Origin of the sequence: Pseudomonas sp. IAC-BECa141 (genome assembly GCF_020544405.1) — a bacterium.
Classification (GTDB): domain Bacteria; phylum Pseudomonadota; class Gammaproteobacteria; order Pseudomonadales; family Pseudomonadaceae; genus Aquipseudomonas.
This window is the reverse complement of record NZ_CP065410.1, coordinates 5,646,699-5,661,982: the sequence shown is the minus strand read 5'-3', so window position 1 is coordinate 5,661,982 and position 15,284 is coordinate 5,646,699. Positions and strand designations below refer to the sequence as shown.

At 62.1% G+C, this 15,284-nt stretch carries 14 protein-coding genes; 5 read left to right on the top strand and 9 right to left on the bottom strand.

Going from position 1 to position 15,284, the window contains the following annotated elements; all coding sequences use genetic code 11:
• Positions 1–75: 75 nt before the first annotated feature.
• Positions 76–633, top strand: a complete 558-nt coding sequence (locus tag I5961_RS25995; protein WP_039768021.1) for a DUF2780 domain-containing protein — start codon at positions 76–78, stop codon at positions 631–633.
• Position 634: 1 nt separating this feature from the next.
• On the opposite strand, the gene I5961_RS25990 is transcribed toward I5961_RS25995, so the two are convergent.
• Entirely contained in the window at positions 635–1,522 is an 888-nt protein-coding gene (locus I5961_RS25990; protein ID WP_085697760.1) for an acyltransferase, read from the bottom strand.
• Between the two features lie 238 nt (positions 1,523–1,760).
• Between I5961_RS25990 and I5961_RS25985 the strand changes: the two genes are divergently transcribed.
• The 4 genes from I5961_RS25985 (at position 1,761) to creD (ending at position 6,045) form a co-directional block, all read left to right on the top strand.
• Entirely contained in the window at positions 1,761–2,264 is a 504-nt protein-coding gene (locus I5961_RS25985) for an ATP-dependent zinc protease (RefSeq protein WP_007959815.1), read from the top strand.
• Between the two features lie 232 nt (positions 2,265–2,496).
• Positions 2,497–3,177 carry a two-component system response regulator CreB gene (gene creB / locus I5961_RS25980; protein ID WP_085702861.1) on the top strand — a complete coding sequence of 227 codons (681 nt, stop codon included), beginning with the start codon at positions 2,497–2,499 and terminating at the stop codon, positions 3,175–3,177.
• Positions 3,177–4,592 (top strand): two-component system sensor histidine kinase CreC, encoded by a 1,416-nt coding sequence (creC, locus tag I5961_RS25975; protein WP_227233722.1) that lies wholly within the window; start codon positions 3,177–3,179, stop codon positions 4,590–4,592. Before creB ends, creC begins: the two co-directional genes overlap by 1 nt.
• 82 nt (positions 4,593–4,674) lie before the next feature.
• Entirely contained in the window at positions 4,675–6,045 is a 1,371-nt protein-coding gene (gene creD / locus I5961_RS25970) for a cell envelope integrity protein CreD (RefSeq protein ID WP_227233721.1), read from the top strand.
• Positions 6,046–6,247: 202 nt separating this feature from the next.
• On the opposite strand, the gene I5961_RS25965 is transcribed toward creD, so the two are convergent.
• From I5961_RS25965 to I5961_RS25930, 8 genes are all read right to left on the bottom strand, one after another.
• Positions 6,248–6,877 (bottom strand): glutathione S-transferase, encoded by a 630-nt coding sequence (locus I5961_RS25965; RefSeq protein ID WP_227233719.1) that lies wholly within the window; start codon positions 6,875–6,877, stop codon positions 6,248–6,250.
• Positions 6,878–6,942: 65 nt separating this feature from the next.
• Positions 6,943–7,122 carry a hypothetical protein gene (locus tag I5961_RS25960; protein WP_085697754.1) on the bottom strand — a complete coding sequence of 60 codons (180 nt, stop codon included), beginning with the start codon at positions 7,120–7,122 and terminating at the stop codon, positions 6,943–6,945.
• Positions 7,119–8,249, bottom strand: a complete 1,131-nt coding sequence (locus I5961_RS25955) for a PepSY-associated TM helix domain-containing protein (RefSeq protein WP_227233718.1) — start codon at positions 8,247–8,249, stop codon at positions 7,119–7,121. Before I5961_RS25955 ends, I5961_RS25960 begins: the two co-directional genes overlap by 4 nt.
• Positions 8,250–8,323: 74 nt before the next feature.
• Positions 8,324–10,762, bottom strand: a complete 2,439-nt coding sequence (locus tag I5961_RS25950) for a TonB-dependent siderophore receptor (protein WP_085702856.1) — start codon at positions 10,760–10,762, stop codon at positions 8,324–8,326.
• 162 nt (positions 10,763–10,924) lie between these two features.
• The gene (locus I5961_RS25945) at positions 10,925–11,896 is read right to left on the bottom strand and encodes a FecR family protein (protein WP_085702855.1); all 972 of its coding nucleotides are present in this window, start codon (positions 11,894–11,896) and stop codon (positions 10,925–10,927) included.
• Positions 11,893–12,411 carry an RNA polymerase sigma factor gene (locus I5961_RS25940; RefSeq protein WP_085702854.1) on the bottom strand — a complete coding sequence of 173 codons (519 nt, stop codon included), beginning with the start codon at positions 12,409–12,411 and terminating at the stop codon, positions 11,893–11,895. The genes I5961_RS25945 and I5961_RS25940 overlap by 4 nt, the downstream gene beginning before the upstream one ends.
• Positions 12,412–12,521: 110 nt before the next feature.
• The gene (locus tag I5961_RS25935) at positions 12,522–13,229 is read right to left on the bottom strand and encodes a PolC-type DNA polymerase III (RefSeq protein WP_085697749.1); all 708 of its coding nucleotides are present in this window, start codon (positions 13,227–13,229) and stop codon (positions 12,522–12,524) included.
• Positions 13,226–15,166 (bottom strand): putative nucleotidyltransferase substrate binding domain-containing protein, encoded by a 1,941-nt coding sequence (locus I5961_RS25930; RefSeq protein ID WP_085702853.1) that lies wholly within the window; start codon positions 15,164–15,166, stop codon positions 13,226–13,228. Before I5961_RS25930 ends, I5961_RS25935 begins: the two co-directional genes overlap by 4 nt.
• Between the last annotated feature and the right edge of the window lie 118 nt (positions 15,167–15,284).

The following is a 15,284-nucleotide window of genomic DNA, read 5'->3' as shown; positions in this document are numbered from 1 at the left end:
TGCCGCCTACCCGGTCAAACCGGCAGTTTGATCGCCAGTATCCGGGCGATCTTCACGCCACAAGAGGATGTCTGAATGAAGATTTCACGCGGTTTTGCCCTGGCATCGCTCCTGACCCTGGCGGCAGGACCGGTGTTTGCCGGTTTCAGTTTGAACGACGTGGCCGGCGTGGTATCGGGCATGCAGGGCGGGGACAAGGCTGCAACCGCAGCGCCGACCTCGGAAACCGCTGGCTTGTTGAGTGCGCTGAGCGCGCTGGACCTGACGCCCCAACAAGCCGTGGGTGGCACCAGTGCCATGTTGGGCCTGGCGAAGAACCAATTGAGCAGCACTGATTATTCCGAACTGGCCAAGGAAGTGCCCGGTATCGACCAATTGTCGGGCGGCGCTGGCAGTCTGGCGGCGTTGAGCGGCTTGCTCGGCTCGTCCGGCAAGTCAGCCGGGCTGGAAAATGCGCTGGGCAACGTCAAAGACACCAATGACCTGAACAACGCCTTCGGTGCGTTGGGCATGGACAGCGGGATGGTCGGCCAGTTTGCCCCGATCCTCCTGCAATACCTTGGTCAGCAGGGTGTCGGTGGTTCGTTGCTGCAAAGCCTGGGCAGCATCTGGGGCACCGGCACCAACGGTTGACTCAGCGGCGCTCGTCCTTGAGTTCGTTGATGCGCTGATCCTTGAGGGTCCAGAGCTGATTGACCCAGTTCTGGACCTTCTCGCGAAACACCGGATCGTTTTCGTAATCGCCCTGCCACAAGGCCGGATCCAGCTCGCGGGTCTGGATGTCGATGATCACGCGCGGCACGTTGCCGCTGATCAGGTCCCAGAACCCCGGAATCTTCTGCTGTGGATAAACCACGGTCACATCGAGAATCGCGTCCAGCTGTTCGCCCATCGCCGCCAGTACGAACGCCACGCCGCCCGCCTTGGGCTTGAGCAGGTGGCTGAACGGTGACTGCTGCTGAGTGCTTTTGGCAGCCGTGTAACGCGTGCCTTCCAGATAATTCACCACCGTCACCGGCTGGCGCTTGAACAGCTCGCACGCAGCCTTGGTGATTTCCAGATCCTTGCCGGCCAGCTCCGGGTTCTTCGCCAGGAACGCCTTGGTGTAGCGCTTCATGAACGGGTAATCCAGCGCCCACCAGGCCAGGCCCAGGAACGGTACCCAGATCAGTTCTTTCTTGAGGAAGAACTTGAAGAACGGCGTGCGCCGGTTGAGGGTCTGGATCAGCGCCGGAATATCGACCCAGGACTGATGGTTGCTGATCACCAGGTAGGAAGTGTCGCTGCGCAGGTCTTCGCCGCCGCGAATGTCCCATTGGGTGGGGATGCACAGGCGAAAGATCAGCTTGTCGATTTCTGCCCAGGTTTCGGCGATCCACATCACCGCCCACGAGGCGTAGTCGCGAAAGCGCCCCGGCAGGACCAGCTTGAGCAGGGCGAACACCATCAGCGGGCCGAAGAGCACGAGGGTGTTGGACAACAGCAGCAGGGTGACGAGACAGCCGGTGAGCAAGCGGCGCATAAGCAACTCTTGGAAAACGGATGGGCGCGCCATGATAAGTGGCTTCGGCCAGCAGGCCAAATCGTCCGGTGACGAATGTTTCACCTTTGGCGCGTTAGCCTGATCGTCCCCACGCTCTGCGTCCCTGTGACGCGGAGCGTCACCTGATGCATTCCCACGCGGAGCGTGGGAACGATCAAGTAAACAACGGTCTAAAATCTCGCGTCTGACGCCCCCATTTCCCAAGGAAGCCCCTTACGTGAAATCCCTCCTTGCATTGCTTTCCCTCGTAGCCCTGCCGGTTCTCGCCGCCGAGCCGACCCTGTACGGTCGTTACGAATACATCGCGCTGCCGGAAATCGGCGGTGAAGTGCTCAAGGCCAAGATGGACACCGGCGCGCTGACCGCCTCGCTGTCGGCCAAGGACATCGAGACGTTCAAACGCGACGGCGAAGACTGGGTGCGTTTCCGCCTGGCCACCAAGGACGCGAGCAACAAGGTGTACGAACACAAGGTCGCGCGGATCAGCAAGATCAAGAGCCGCTCGGATGAAGAAGACGAGGGCGAAAGCACCGAAGTGGCCAAGCGCCCGGTGGTCGATCTGGAGCTGTGCCTGGGCGACGTCAAGCGTACCGTGGAGGTCAACCTGACCGACCGCAGCAACTTCAACTACCCGTTGCTGATCGGCGCCAAGGCTCTGCGTGAGTTTGGCGCGGCGGTGAACCCGGCGCGGCGCTTCACGGCGGACAAACCTGATTGCTGATCGAGCGTCGTGTCTCGCAAATGCTGTTCCTTTTTGACGGTGTCTGTTGCCGTCATGCTGCGTTGCCGCTCCTCGCCATAGCGGGCTATGACTCGTCGTGGCGCCTTGCCTGACGACAACAGCCACTCGTCAAAAAAGGAACGCATTTGTGAGACGCGACGCTGGTGGTCTCATTGACGTAACGCCGGGCTTGGGGCACCGTTCGCGCACTTAACCCACAGGCTCGGACGCCATGCCTCATATCCTGATTGTCGAAGACGAAGCGGCGATTGCCGACACGCTGATTTTTGCCTTGCAGGGCGAGGGCTTCACCACGACCTGGCTGAATCTGGGTGCGGCGGCGCTGGAGCATCAGCGCCAGACCCCGGCGGATCTGATCATCCTCGACATCGGTCTGCCGGACATCAGCGGCTTTGAAACCTGCAAGCAGTTGCGTCGTTTCAGTGAAGTGCCGGTGCTGTTCCTCAGCGCGCGCAACGCCGAAATCGATCGCGTGGTGGGGCTGGAGATCGGTGCCGACGATTACGTGGTCAAGCCGTTCAGCCCCCGTGAAGTGGCGGCCCGGGTCCGGGCGATTCTCAAACGCATGGCGCCACGTCCGCCAGCTGATGCCTGGTCGGGAGTGTTTCGCATCGATCCCGAGCGCGTACAGATCAGCTATCGCGGCCAACCCCTGAGCCTGACCCGCCACGAATTCCGCCTGCTGCAATGCCTGCTCGAACAGCCCGAGCGGGTGTTCAGCCGCGAGCAACTGCTTGATGCGCTGGGCGTGGCGGCGGATGCCGGTTACGAGCGCAGCATCGACAGCCATATAAAAAGCGTGCGCGCCAAATTGCGTCTGGTGCGCGCCGAGGCCGAGCCGATCCAGACCCATCGCGGCCTCGGTTACAGCTACAGCCCGGGGCACAGCTGATGTCGCTGGGGCTGCGGATTTTCCTGGTGTACGTGCTGTTCATCGGCCTGATCGGGTATTTCGTGCTCAACACCGTGATGGAAGAAATCCGCCCCGGCGTGCGCCAGTCCACCGAAGAAACCCTGGTCGATACCGCCAACCTGATGGCGGAAATCCTGCGGGACGATTTCAAGGCCGGCACGCTCAATCAGAACCGCTGGCCCGAATTGCTCCGCGCCTATGGTGAGCGCCAACCGAAGGCGACAATCTGGGGCCTGGCGAAGAACCAGGTCAACCACCGCATCTACGTCACCGACGCCAAGGGCATTGTGGTGCTGGACTCCAGTGGTCTGGCCGTCGGTCAGGACTACTCGCGCTGGAACGACGTCTACCTGACCCTGCGCGGCGAGTACGGCGCACGCTCCAGCCGCAGCGACCCGAATGACCCGAACTCTTCGGTGATGCACGTCGGCGCACCGATCCGCGACAACGGCGCGATCATCGGTGTGGTCACCGTGGCCAAACCCAACAGTTCACTGCAACCCTATGTCGATCGCACGGAACGGCGTTTGCTCGGTTACGGCGCTGGGTTGATCGGCCTCGGCCTGCTGTTGGGTGCCGGGCTGTCGTGGTGGCTGAGCCGCGCGCTGCACCGCTTGACCGTGTACGCCCAGGCGGTGAGCGAGGGCCGTCGGGTGGCGGTGCCGCACTATCGCGGTGGCGAGCTGGAGCAGTTGGCGACCGCCGTGGAACAGATGCGCACCCAGCTCGAAGGCAAGGCCTACGTCGAACGCTATGTGCACACCCTGACCCATGAATTGAAGAGCCCGCTGGCGGCGATTCGCGGTGCCGCCGAGTTGTTGCAGGGCGAGATGCCGACGGATCAGCGCCTGCGTTTCGTCGGCAATATCGACAGTGAAAGTGCCCGCATGCAGCAGTTGATTGAACGCCTGCTGAACCTTGCCCAGGTCGAGCAGCGGCAGGGCCTTGAGGAGCGCGTCGCCGTGCCGTTGGCGGCGCTGGTGAATGAGTTGCTACAGGCACAAATGGCGCGTATCGAAGGCCGGCAACTGCGGATCGAGCAAACCATCGCGCCGGATCTGGCGTTGATCGGCGAGCCGTTTCTGCTGCGTCAGGCGCTGGCCAATCTGCTGAAAAACGCGCTGGATTTCACGCCGCAAAACGGTTCGCTGCGCTTCAGTGCCGAGCGGGTTGGCGAGCAGGTCGTGCTTCGACTGTTCAACGAAACCACGCCGATTCCCGACTATGCCTTACCCCGCTTGAGCGAGCGCTTCTACTCTTTGCCCCGTCCGGACAGCGGACGTAAAAGCACCGGTCTCGGGCTCAACTTCGTCGAAGAGGTGGTCAAGTTGCACGGTGGTTCGCTGCGCATCGGCAACGTTGAAGGCGGGGTGGAAGTCGTTCTGCAGTTGTAGTCTCCACACAAACTCCACATTCCTCCCACAAAACCCCCACATCCCCTTTGCAGACTCTGCCCATCGAAACAGGGAGAGTCCCATGAACAAAAGTCTGACGATAAAACTCGGGGCCATTGCCCTGCTGATCCTGGTGTTGCTGGTGCCGCTGCTGATGATCGACGGCATCATCGATGATCGCCAGCAACTGCGTGACGGTGTGCTGGAAGACATCGCCAGAAGCTCGAGCTACAGCCAGCAACTCAGCGGGCCGGTGATGGTTGTGCCGTATCGCAAAGTGGTGCGCACCTGGAAGACCAAAGAGAAGAGCGACGAGCGATACCAGGAAATCGGCGAAGAACGTGGGCGCCTGTATTTCCTGCCGGAGCGTTTTGAGCTCGACGGCCAGGTGCAGACCGAACTGCGCGCCCGGGGCATTTACGAAGCGCGGCTGTTCCATGCCGACAACCGTATCAGCGGGCATTTCTCGCTGCCGGCGCAGTTGGGGATCAAGGAAGACTTCGTCGATTACACCTTCGATGCGCCATTCCTGGCGGTCGGTATCAGCGACATTCGCGGGATCGAAAACGCGCTGAAGCTGGAACTGGGTGCGCAACGCCTGGACTTCGTGCCCGGCACTCAGGTCGGCTGGCTGGGCGAGGGGGTGCAAGTGACGCTGCCGGCGCTGGACACCGGCAAGACCACGGAACTGGCCTTCGGTTTCGACCTGCGCCTGCAAGGCACCGGCTCGTTGCAGGTGCTGCCGGTGGGCAAGACCAGCCGGGTTAACCTCGCTGCCAACTGGCCGCACCCAAGCTTCATCGGCAACTTCCTCCCGGCCAGGCGCGAGATCACGGATCAGGGGTTCACCGCCGATTGGCAGACCTCGTTTTTCTCCACCAACTTGCAAGAAGCGATGAGCCGTTGCGTGTCGGGCAATGATTGCGAGGCGTTCAACGGGCGCAGTTTCGGCGTGAGCTTCATCGATCCGGTGGATCAATATCTGAAGAGTGACCGGGCGATCAAATATGCGTTGCTGTTCATCGTCCTGACGTTCGCCGGTTTCTTCCTGTTCGAAGTGCTGAAAAGCCTGGCGGTGCACCCGGTGCAGTACGCGTTGGTAGGTGTAGCGCTGGCGTTCTTTTATCTGTTGTTGCTGTCGTTGTCCGAGCACATCGGATTTGCCCTGGCGTATCTGTTGTCAGCCAGCGGTTGTGTGTTGTTGATCGGCTTCTATGTCTGCCACGTACTGCGCAGCGTGCGGCATGGCTTGAGTTTTTCGGCGGGGTTGGCGGCGTTGTACGGCTTGCTCTATGGCCTGCTGAGTGCCGAGGATTACGCGCTGCTGATGGGCTCGTTGCTGCTGTTTGGTCTGCTCGGTGTGTTCATGGTGCTGACCCGTAATCTGGACTGGTACGGGATCGGGCAGAAACCGGCCAAACCGCTGGAATTCGATATCGGAGCGGTGCAATGAGCCGGTTTGTGGGCTTGCGTGAGGAGCAGCGGGAGGCCGAGGTGTTGATGACGCGGATTATCGGGTTTCTGCCAGTTGGACCGCGCTGGTGCATTCGCGAGCAAGCTCGCTCCCACAGGAAGGGTGGTGCTTCAGATTGCTCCGTCGCATCCAGGACCAGTGTGGGAGCGAGCTTGCTCGCGAAGGGGTCGGAACAGTCGGCCTAGACTTTCGGCATGGTCGCAATCATCGACGGCCGCTGGCTCACTTCAAAGAACCAGTTGGCCAGTTGCGGGTTGGCTTCACGCCAGCCCAGATCCGGGAAGCGCAGATCCAGATAACCCAGTGCACAGGCCACGCTGATCGAGGCGACGTCGAAGTGGCAGGTCAGCTCGGCAATCGCGTCGCGCTCCAGCAGGGCGAGGGCGCGGCGGATTTTCTCGCGCTGGGCCTCGAGCCATTCGTCCCAGTGTTTTTCCGGGGCACGCAGCGCTTGCTCGTAACGCACCATGACCGAGGCGTCCATGATCCCGTCGGCCATCGAGGCCAGGGTCAGGCGCCGCCAGCGGGCCGAGCCGTCGCGGGGGATCAACGGGTTGCCGACGTGCTGGTGGTCGAGGTAATCGAGGATCACCCGACTGTCATGGATGACGTTGCCGTCGGCCAGGCGCAGGGCCGGGATCTTGCCCAGCGGGTTGTCTTCGTTGAGGGTGGCGTCCGGGCTGACAGGGCTGAGCACGCAGTCCTGCAGCGCGACGCGATCCTGCTGGCCGGTCTCGTGCAGCAGCACCATGACTTTGCGCACGAACGGGGACAGGGTGTTGTGGAACAGGGTCATGCTGGGAGCGGACATCGGCAGGGTCTCGGTCAGGGGCAATGACGGGCAGCATAGCGCGTTGCCCGTCAGGCTCAAGCCGTTCAGCGACGTTGCAGCAATCCGCGCAGGGCAATGGCGGCCGGAACGCCCAGGCCAATCCAGCTCAAGCCATCCCAGATCCCGTCGCCCAGCAGCGCCGCGAACAGGCCCGCCGCACTCAGCAGCGCGATCACCAGCGGCGTGCTGAAGACCTTCCAGAAATTCGACTGACGCGGCTTCATGCAGAGGCCTCCGCCGCTTCCAGTACCGGTTTCGCAGCCTTGCGCCGTACCACCCACAAATACACGCCACTGGCGAGGACGATGATGGTCAGCACGTCCAGCGTGGCCCAGAGGATTTTCATCGGCATGCCACCGTAGTCACCGAAGTGCAGCGGCTGCGACATGCCCATGGCGTCCATGTACCACGGTCGTTCTGCCACCGCCGTGACTTGCAGGGTGCTGGCGTCGATCAGTACCGGGGTCAGCAGGTGCGAGGTCAGGTGAGTGCCGCCTTTCATGAACACCGAGTAATGGTGCTCGCTGGAGAAGCGGGTGCCGGGGAATGCGATGAAGTCCGGCTTCATCTCCGGTGTGACGCTTGCGGCGATGTCCAGCACCCGGGTGGCCGGGGCCAGTTGCGTCAGCGGCGGGGCATCGCGGTAGGGCGCGATCAGGGTGGTCAGCGCATCGGCACGCCATGCGGCGATCAGCAGATCGGCGCAAGCGCTGATCACGCCGGTCACACCCACCACCAGCGCCCAGGTCAGGGTCACCACGCCGATCAGGTTGTGCAGGTCGAGCCAGCGCAGGCGGGTGGATTTGTCCTGGCGCACCGTGCCGAACTTCAAACGGCGCATGAACGGCAGGTACAACACCGTTCCGGACACGATCGCAACTACGAACAGCAAGCCCATGAACGCCAGCAGCAGCTTGCCCGGCAGCCCGGCGAACATGTCGACGTGCAGACGCAGGATGAACAGCATCAACCCCCCGTTGGCCGATGGCATCTCCAGCGCTTCGCCGGTACGCGCATCGAGCATGAAGGTGTGCGAGGCGTTGGGCTCGGTGCCGGCGGTCTTGGCCATGATGGTCAGCACTGCATTCGGCTCGTCGTCTTCGAAGCCGAAATACTGTACGACTTCACCGGGCCGATGCTTCTCCGCCGCTTCGACCAGTTGCGCCAGGTTCAGATGCGGCGTTCCCGCCGGCATCACCCGCAACTCGGGCGCATCGCCCAACAGGTGGTCGATTTCGTGATGGAAAATCAGCGGCAGGCCGGTCAGGGCCAACAGCAGCAAAAACACGGTGCAAATGAGGCTGGTCCAGGTGTGGACGAAGGACCAGCGACGGATTGTTTTACTTTTCATTTCATGACCTTCAAAAACACCCAGGCCGTCCACGAGGAACGGCCTGGTTGCAGGGCCTGTTTCAGCTCAGGCGCTTACCACTTGTAGGTGGCGCTGGCGATGACGCTGCGCTGGTCACCGTAGTAGCAATAGAAGCCGTCGCAGGTGGAGATGTAGTCCTTGTCGAACAGGTTGGTCGCGTTGAGTGCCAGCGACGCGCCTTTGAGGCTGTTGTCCAGACGGCCGAGGTCGTAATGCACAGCGGCGTCGAACACGGTGTAGGCGTCCGCCTTGCCCAGCCAGGTGTTGGCCTTGTCGCCGTAGGTGTTGCCGGTGTAGCGCACACCGCCGCCGATGCCGAAGCCGTCGAGCACGCCGCTGTGCCAGGTGTAGTCGGTCCACAGCGAGGCTTGCTGGTTCGGCATCAGTTGCAGACGGTTGCCCTTGTCGACACCTTTCTGCACTTCGGATTTGGCCAGGGTGTAGGCGGCGATGACTTTCAGGTTATCGGTAACGTCGGAGACGGCTTCCAGCTCCAGGCCTTTGACTTTCACTTCACCGGTCTGGCTGGTGATGGTCACGTTGTTGACGATTGAGTTGACCGAGACGTTCTTCTGGGTCAGGTCATACACCGCTGCGCTGAGCAGAGTCTTGCTGCCCGGTGGCTGGTACTTGATACCCAGTTCCCACTGCTTGCCCTCGGTCGGCTTGAACGAGTCGGTGGCAGTGGCATCGGCGCCGCTGGTTGGCTGGAAGGATTCGGCGTACGACAGGTACGGCACGAAACCCGAGTCGAACACATAGCTGATCGCCGCGTTACCGCTGAACGCCTTGTCACGCTGGGTGTTGGTGGCGTCGCCCTTGTTGAAGAACCTGGTGCTGGTGTGCACCCAGTCTTCGCGGCCACCCAAGGTCAGGCGCCACTGGTCCAGGGCCATCTGGTCCTGCACGTAGAGGCCGCTCTGGTAGGTTTTCTGGTTGTAGTCATAGAACGCCGAGGAGCGCGGTGGACGAATGATCGTCTGGCCGTAGACCGGGTTGTTGACGTTGATGTCCGGTGCGGAGCCGAAGATCGAGGTGTAGTTGTCGTTGCTGCGCTGATGGTCGAGACCGAGCAGCAAGGTGTGACGGATATCGCCGGTGGCGAAGTCCGCCTGGAAGTTGTTGTCCACGGCGAACTGGCTGATGTCCTCATCGACGTTGGTGGTACCGCGACCGACATTGCCCTGATCGTCGACGGTGAAGCCGGCGAAGGATGGGTTGTAGCTGTTGACGGTCACCGTCTGGAACGACAGGTCGGACTTGGTGTAACGCAGATTCTGTTTGAACTGCCAAACGTCGTTGATGCGGTGTTCGAAGGCATAGCCGAGCGCGTAGTAAGTGCGGTCGTAGAAGTCGTAGTCAGGATCGCCCAGGTTCTTGTGATGGGAGATCTTGCCGAACGGCATGTCGATCTTGGTGCCCTGGATCGGGTAGAACTGGCTGGTGACGCCGGTATCGTCGCGGGTGAACTGCGAGAGCAAGGTCAGCCTGGTGTCTTCGTCGATGTTCCAGGTCAGGCTCGGGGCGATGTTGTAGCGCTTGTTTTCGATGTGGTCGATCTGTGTGTCGCTGTCACGCACCACGCCGCTGATGCCATACAGGAACTGACCGGCGTCGTCGATCTTGCCGGTGCTGGCGAAGTTGATCTGACGGTGGTTGTCGCTGCCGTACTGCAACTGGATTTCGCTGCTTTGCACATCGCTTGGACGACGGCTGACCATGTCCAGCAGACCGCCCGGCGGAGTCTGGCCGTATACCGAAGAAGCCGGGCCGCGCAGCAGGGCGAGGCGGTCGAGGTTCCAGGTTTCCGGTTTCGGGTTGGCATAAATGCCGCGAGGCAGCGGCAGGCCGTCGAGGAATTGGGTCGGTTCGAAACCGCGCACGCGCAGCCAGTCGATCCGGGTGTCGCTGCCGTAGCTGCTGGCGGTGATGCCCGGCATGTAGCGCACGGCGTCATCGAGGCTGTGCACGCCACGGTCTTCCATTTGCTGGCGAGTGGCGACCGAAATCGAACGCGGCGCCTCGACCAGCGCGGTGTCGGTCTTGGTGCCGGCGGCGGTGCGAGTGGCGGTGTAGCCTTCGACCGGGCCCCAGGCGCTTTCATAGTTTTCCACGCCGATCACCGAGGTTTCCGGCAGAGCCATCACGCCTTCCGGCACGGCGACCAGGGTGTAAGTACCGGCGCTGCTCTGTTCCAGTTGCAGACCGGTGCCACGCAGGGCCGCGCGCAGGGCGCCGGCCGCGTCATATTGGCCATTGACTGGCGCCGAGGTCTTGCCCGCCGCCAGCGAGGGGTTCAGCGACAGGGTGAGGCCGCCCTGGCTGGCGATCTGGTTCAGGGTGGTCGACAGCGGTGCCGCCGGCAGGTTGTAGGCGCGCACGCTCGACGCCTGTTCAGCGGCGATCAGTTGGCTGCTGGCCAGCGGGGTGCAAAGGGCGATGGCGACCGCCAGCAAACTGGGGCGCAACAAGGTGTCTAGCGAACGGGACATACGGCGGCTCCTGAATGGAAATATTTCTCAATTGCCTGTGTGCCGGACGAGATTCGAAAAGTGATAGGGCTGGATGAAAATAATTTCGATTAACGAACGGCATCGCTGCGCGAGTCAGCAGAAAGTCCGTTTTCATGGGGGCGAGCAGGCAACGCGGTGGTGTCAGGGCTTCGGATCAGCCTTGGCCACGGTCACCCACCACGGTGTGTGCTGCTCGATCTGCACCGGCAGGCTCGGCAGCAAGGCGTTCAGCGCCTTGTCGGTGTCGTGCAGGGGGAAGCTGCCGGTGATGCGCAGGTCGGCAACGTCCGGCGCAATACCCAGATGGCCGCGACGATAACGACCGAGTTCATGCACCAGGTCTTCCAGGCGCGCGTTGTCCACCACCAGCATGCCGCGGGTCCAGGCATCGGCGCCGGGGTTGAGCGCCAGCACCGAATCCAGACCGTTGTGGCGGATCAGCACTTGCTGGCCTTCGCGCAGGATCTGTTCCTTCGGATCGGATTGCGGATGCGCCGCGACCGCTGATTGCAGCACGCTCAGACGGGTGCCGGCGTCTTCGCGCTTGACCAGGAACCGCGTGCCCAGGGCGCGCATGCTGCCCTCGGCGGTTTCAACGATGAACGGCCGCGCATCGCCGTGCCCGGTTTCGACGAGGATTTCGCCTTCCTGCAACACGATCAGCCGCTGCTTTTCATTGAAGCGGACATCCACCGCGCTGTGGGTATTCAGGTTGAGCACGGTGCCGTCGGCCAGGCGCACGGTGCGCTGTTCGCCGGTGGCGGTGCGTTGGTCGGCGAGCCAGTAATCCAGCGGCAGATAACGTTCGCCGGCAAACAACGCCAGACCGATCACCGCGACAACACTGGCCAGCCCGCTGCCCAGCTTGCGCACCCGACGGCGAATGCCTTCGCGCGATTGCAGCAATGCGCTGCGCGCCGGGCCATTGGCCACGCTCAAACGCTGGTCGAGCATGCCCAGCTGGCGCCAGGCGCGTGCGTGTTCTTCGTTGGCCGCGTGCCATTTGGCGAACTCTTCGCGCTCCAGTGGCGTGCTGGAATCGAGGGTCAATTGCCAGGCAATCGCCGCGTCCAGCACATGGGCCGGAACCGGTCGGGAACTGGCCGGGCTCATGTCGGCTCACCGTACAGCGCGATGTAGCACTGGCGGATGCCCTGGGCCAGGTACTGGCGCACGCGCGGGACCGACACGCCGAGTTTGTCGGCGATCTCGGCATGAGTCAGGCCATCGATACGGTTATAGAGGAAAGCGGCGCGGGCCTTGGTCGACAGCTTGCCAAGCATGCGGTCAATGGCCTTGAGGTCTTCGAGGATCAGTTGCTGTTCTTCGACAGAGGGCTGTTCGCCCTCGGGGATCAGCATCAGTTCGGCCAGATACGCCTGTTCCAACGCTGCACGGCGGAAGTAGTCGAACAGCAGGCCTTTGGCGATTGCCACTAGAAACGCGCGGGGCTCGCGGGGCGTCAGCAACTCGTCGCGGCCGAGCAGGCGCACGAAGGTGTCCTGGCTCAGGTCTTCGGCGCGTTGCGGGCAAGCCACGTTGCGGCGCAGCCAGGCCAGCAGCCAGCCGCGGTGGTCGCGATACAACGCACCGACGAGCTCACTGTGAGGGCTTTGGGCTGAAGACACGACGACACCGACTGGGAAGTGTTAACTAACGAGAATTGTTCGCGATTGTGGCAGAGGTGGGAATGGTTAGCAATTGGCCACCGGTCGGGTTGTCGGGCGACAACCCGGATTCAGAACGAATGAGTCTGTTGGCGGCGTTTCCACTGACTCAGGCGTTGCTGCAGATTCAGCGGGCTATGGATCTGCTGCTGGCGTGCCCGGCTGAACAGGATCAGCGCCAGTTCCGCCGTGGCCAGCGCATCGGCACTTGCATGGTGACGCTCGAACACTTCGAGCTTGAACCAGTCGATCCACTCGTCCAGCCCCGCCTCGCGAATGTGTGCCTGCGGGCATAGCAGCGGAGCGATCTGCGCCACATCGAGGAACACCGTCTGCAACTTGTGCCCCAGATGTTCCTTCAATGCGCGGCCGAGCATGTGCTGGTCAAACGAGGCGTGAAACGCCAGCACCGGACTGTCGCCGATAAACTCCAGCAACTCGACCAGAGCTTCGGAGGGCTCGCTGCCGGCGGCAATCGCGCTCGGGGCCAGGCCGTGAATCAACACGCTCGGGCCGAGTTTCAGCTCGCGACATTGCAGGGTGCGTTCGAACTGCTGGCTGAAGTCGATCGCACCGTCCTCGATCACCACCGCGCCGATCGACAGCACCCGATCCTTGTTCAGGTTCAGCCCGGTGGTTTCCAGATCCAGTACCACCCAGCGCTGTTCGCGCAGGCTGCATTCGCGCAGTTCGCCGATGGCCGGGAGTTTCGTCAGGCGTTGTTGCAAGTCGACCGGCACAACGGGGCTGGCCGGGCGCATCCACGAAAACAGGCTCATAGCTGATACCGCAAGGTCAGGCTGCTTTGCAGGCGCTGGGCCTGGCGCAGGGATTCACGCAGGATGCGCCGGTCCAGATGATTGAGGCTGTCGGGATCGACCCGGTTCGAGTACGGCAGGTTTTCCCGGCTCTGCAGTTGATGCTGCTGCATGCGCGTTTGCTGGATGAAATGGTAGGCCTCTTCGTACGCGGCGCCATCCAGCCGGTCGATGACTTGTTTATCCACCAGCTGGCGGAAGCGTTCGAGGGTGTTGTTGGCGTCGATGCCATGGGCCAGCGCCAGCAGACGGGCACCGTCGACAAAGGGGGTCAGGCCCTGGATTTTCAGGTCCAGCGTGGCTTTCTCGCCGTTCTTTTTCGTCAGCACGAACTCACGGAAGCGGCCGACCGGCGGACGGTTGCGCAAGGCGTTCTCGGCCATCATCCGCTGGAACAGCCGGTTGTCGCCAACCTGATCGAGAATTCCCCGGCGCAATTGCTCGCAGCCCTGTTCGTCACCCCAGACCACCCGCAGGTCGAAATAAATGCTGGAGCCCAGCAGGTTCTCCGGCGTCGCCTCGCGAATGAACGCGGCAAAGCGTCGGGCCCATTCGGCGCGGGACAGGCACAGCTGCGGATTGCCGGCCATGACATTGCCTTTGCACAGGGTGAAGCCGCATTGCGCCAGGCTGTTATTGATCTGCTGGGCGATCGGCAGCAACTTGCCGCGAATCTCCGCCGCATGGGCTGCATCCCGCGCGTCGAACAGAATGCCGTTGTCCTGATCGGTGTGCAGGGTCTGCTCGCGCCGGCCTTCGCTGCCGAAGCACAGCCAACTGAATGGCACGCCGGGATCGCCTTTTTCGGCTAGGGTCAGTTCGATAACCCGGCTCACGGTGTGATCGTTGAGCAGGGTGATGATGTGGGTGATCTGGGTGGAAGATGCGCCGTGAGCGAGCATGCGCTCCACCAGTTGGCCGATTTCGCCGCGCAGGGTCACCAGTTGTTCAACCCGTTGGGCGCTGCGAATGGTCCGTGCCAGGTGCACCAGATCGACCCGTTGCAGCGAGAACAGGTCCCGCTCGGAAACCACGCCGCACAGACGTCGATCCTTGACCAGACATACGTGAGCGATGTGCCTTTCGGTCATGGCAATTGCCGCGTCGAAGGCGCTGTGATCCGGCGACAGATAGAACGGCGAGCGGGTCATGTGCCGTTCGATCGGCTCGCTGAAATCGCCAACCCCTTCAGCCACGACATGCCGCAGGTCGCGCAGGGTGAAAATCCCCAGCGGCGCCTTGTGTTCGTCCACCGCGACGATGCTGCCGACCTGTTGTTCGTGCATCAGCTTCACTGCTTCGCGCAGTGGGGTGGCAGGGCTGCAAATCACCGGATGGCGCATGGCCAATTCGCCGAGACGGGTGTTCAGCGAGTATTGGGTGCCGAGGGTTTCCACGGCTTTTTGCTGGACTTGCTGATTGACCTGATCGAGCAGGCTGCTGACCCCGCGCAGGGCGAAATCACGGAAGGTGCCGGAGAGGGCGAACAGTTTGATGAATGCCAGTTTGTTCAGTTGCAGGCAGAAGGTGTCTTCGCCGGCCAGGTGTTCGGTGCGGGTCGCCCGTTCGCCGAGCAGCGCGGCGAGGGGAAAACACTCGCCGGTAGTGATTTCAAACGTGGTTTCGGTGCCGCCCTTGGCCGTATGCGGACGCTCGCCGACCACCCGGCCCTGCTTGACGATGTAGAAGTGTTCGACCGGTCCGTCGGCAGGTTTGATGATGCTCTCGCCCTGACCGTAGAAGCGCAGCTGACATTGCTCCACCAGGTAGGCCAGGTGGGCATGTTCCATTTGATTGAATGGGGGGAAGCGCTGGAGAAATTGCAAAGTGCCCTGAATGTTCTGCAACACCGCGGTTTTCCCTGCCTGGGTGAAGGCGTCCGCTTTACTCATAACCATTACCGCAGTCTTTTTCGAATTGTTGTTGTCGGATCGTTGCAGCCATGGTCGACCCCATCGCGCGGGGTGCCCATTGGACGTAAGTCTAGGTTTGGCATGCCATTGGGGAGTTTTCGGA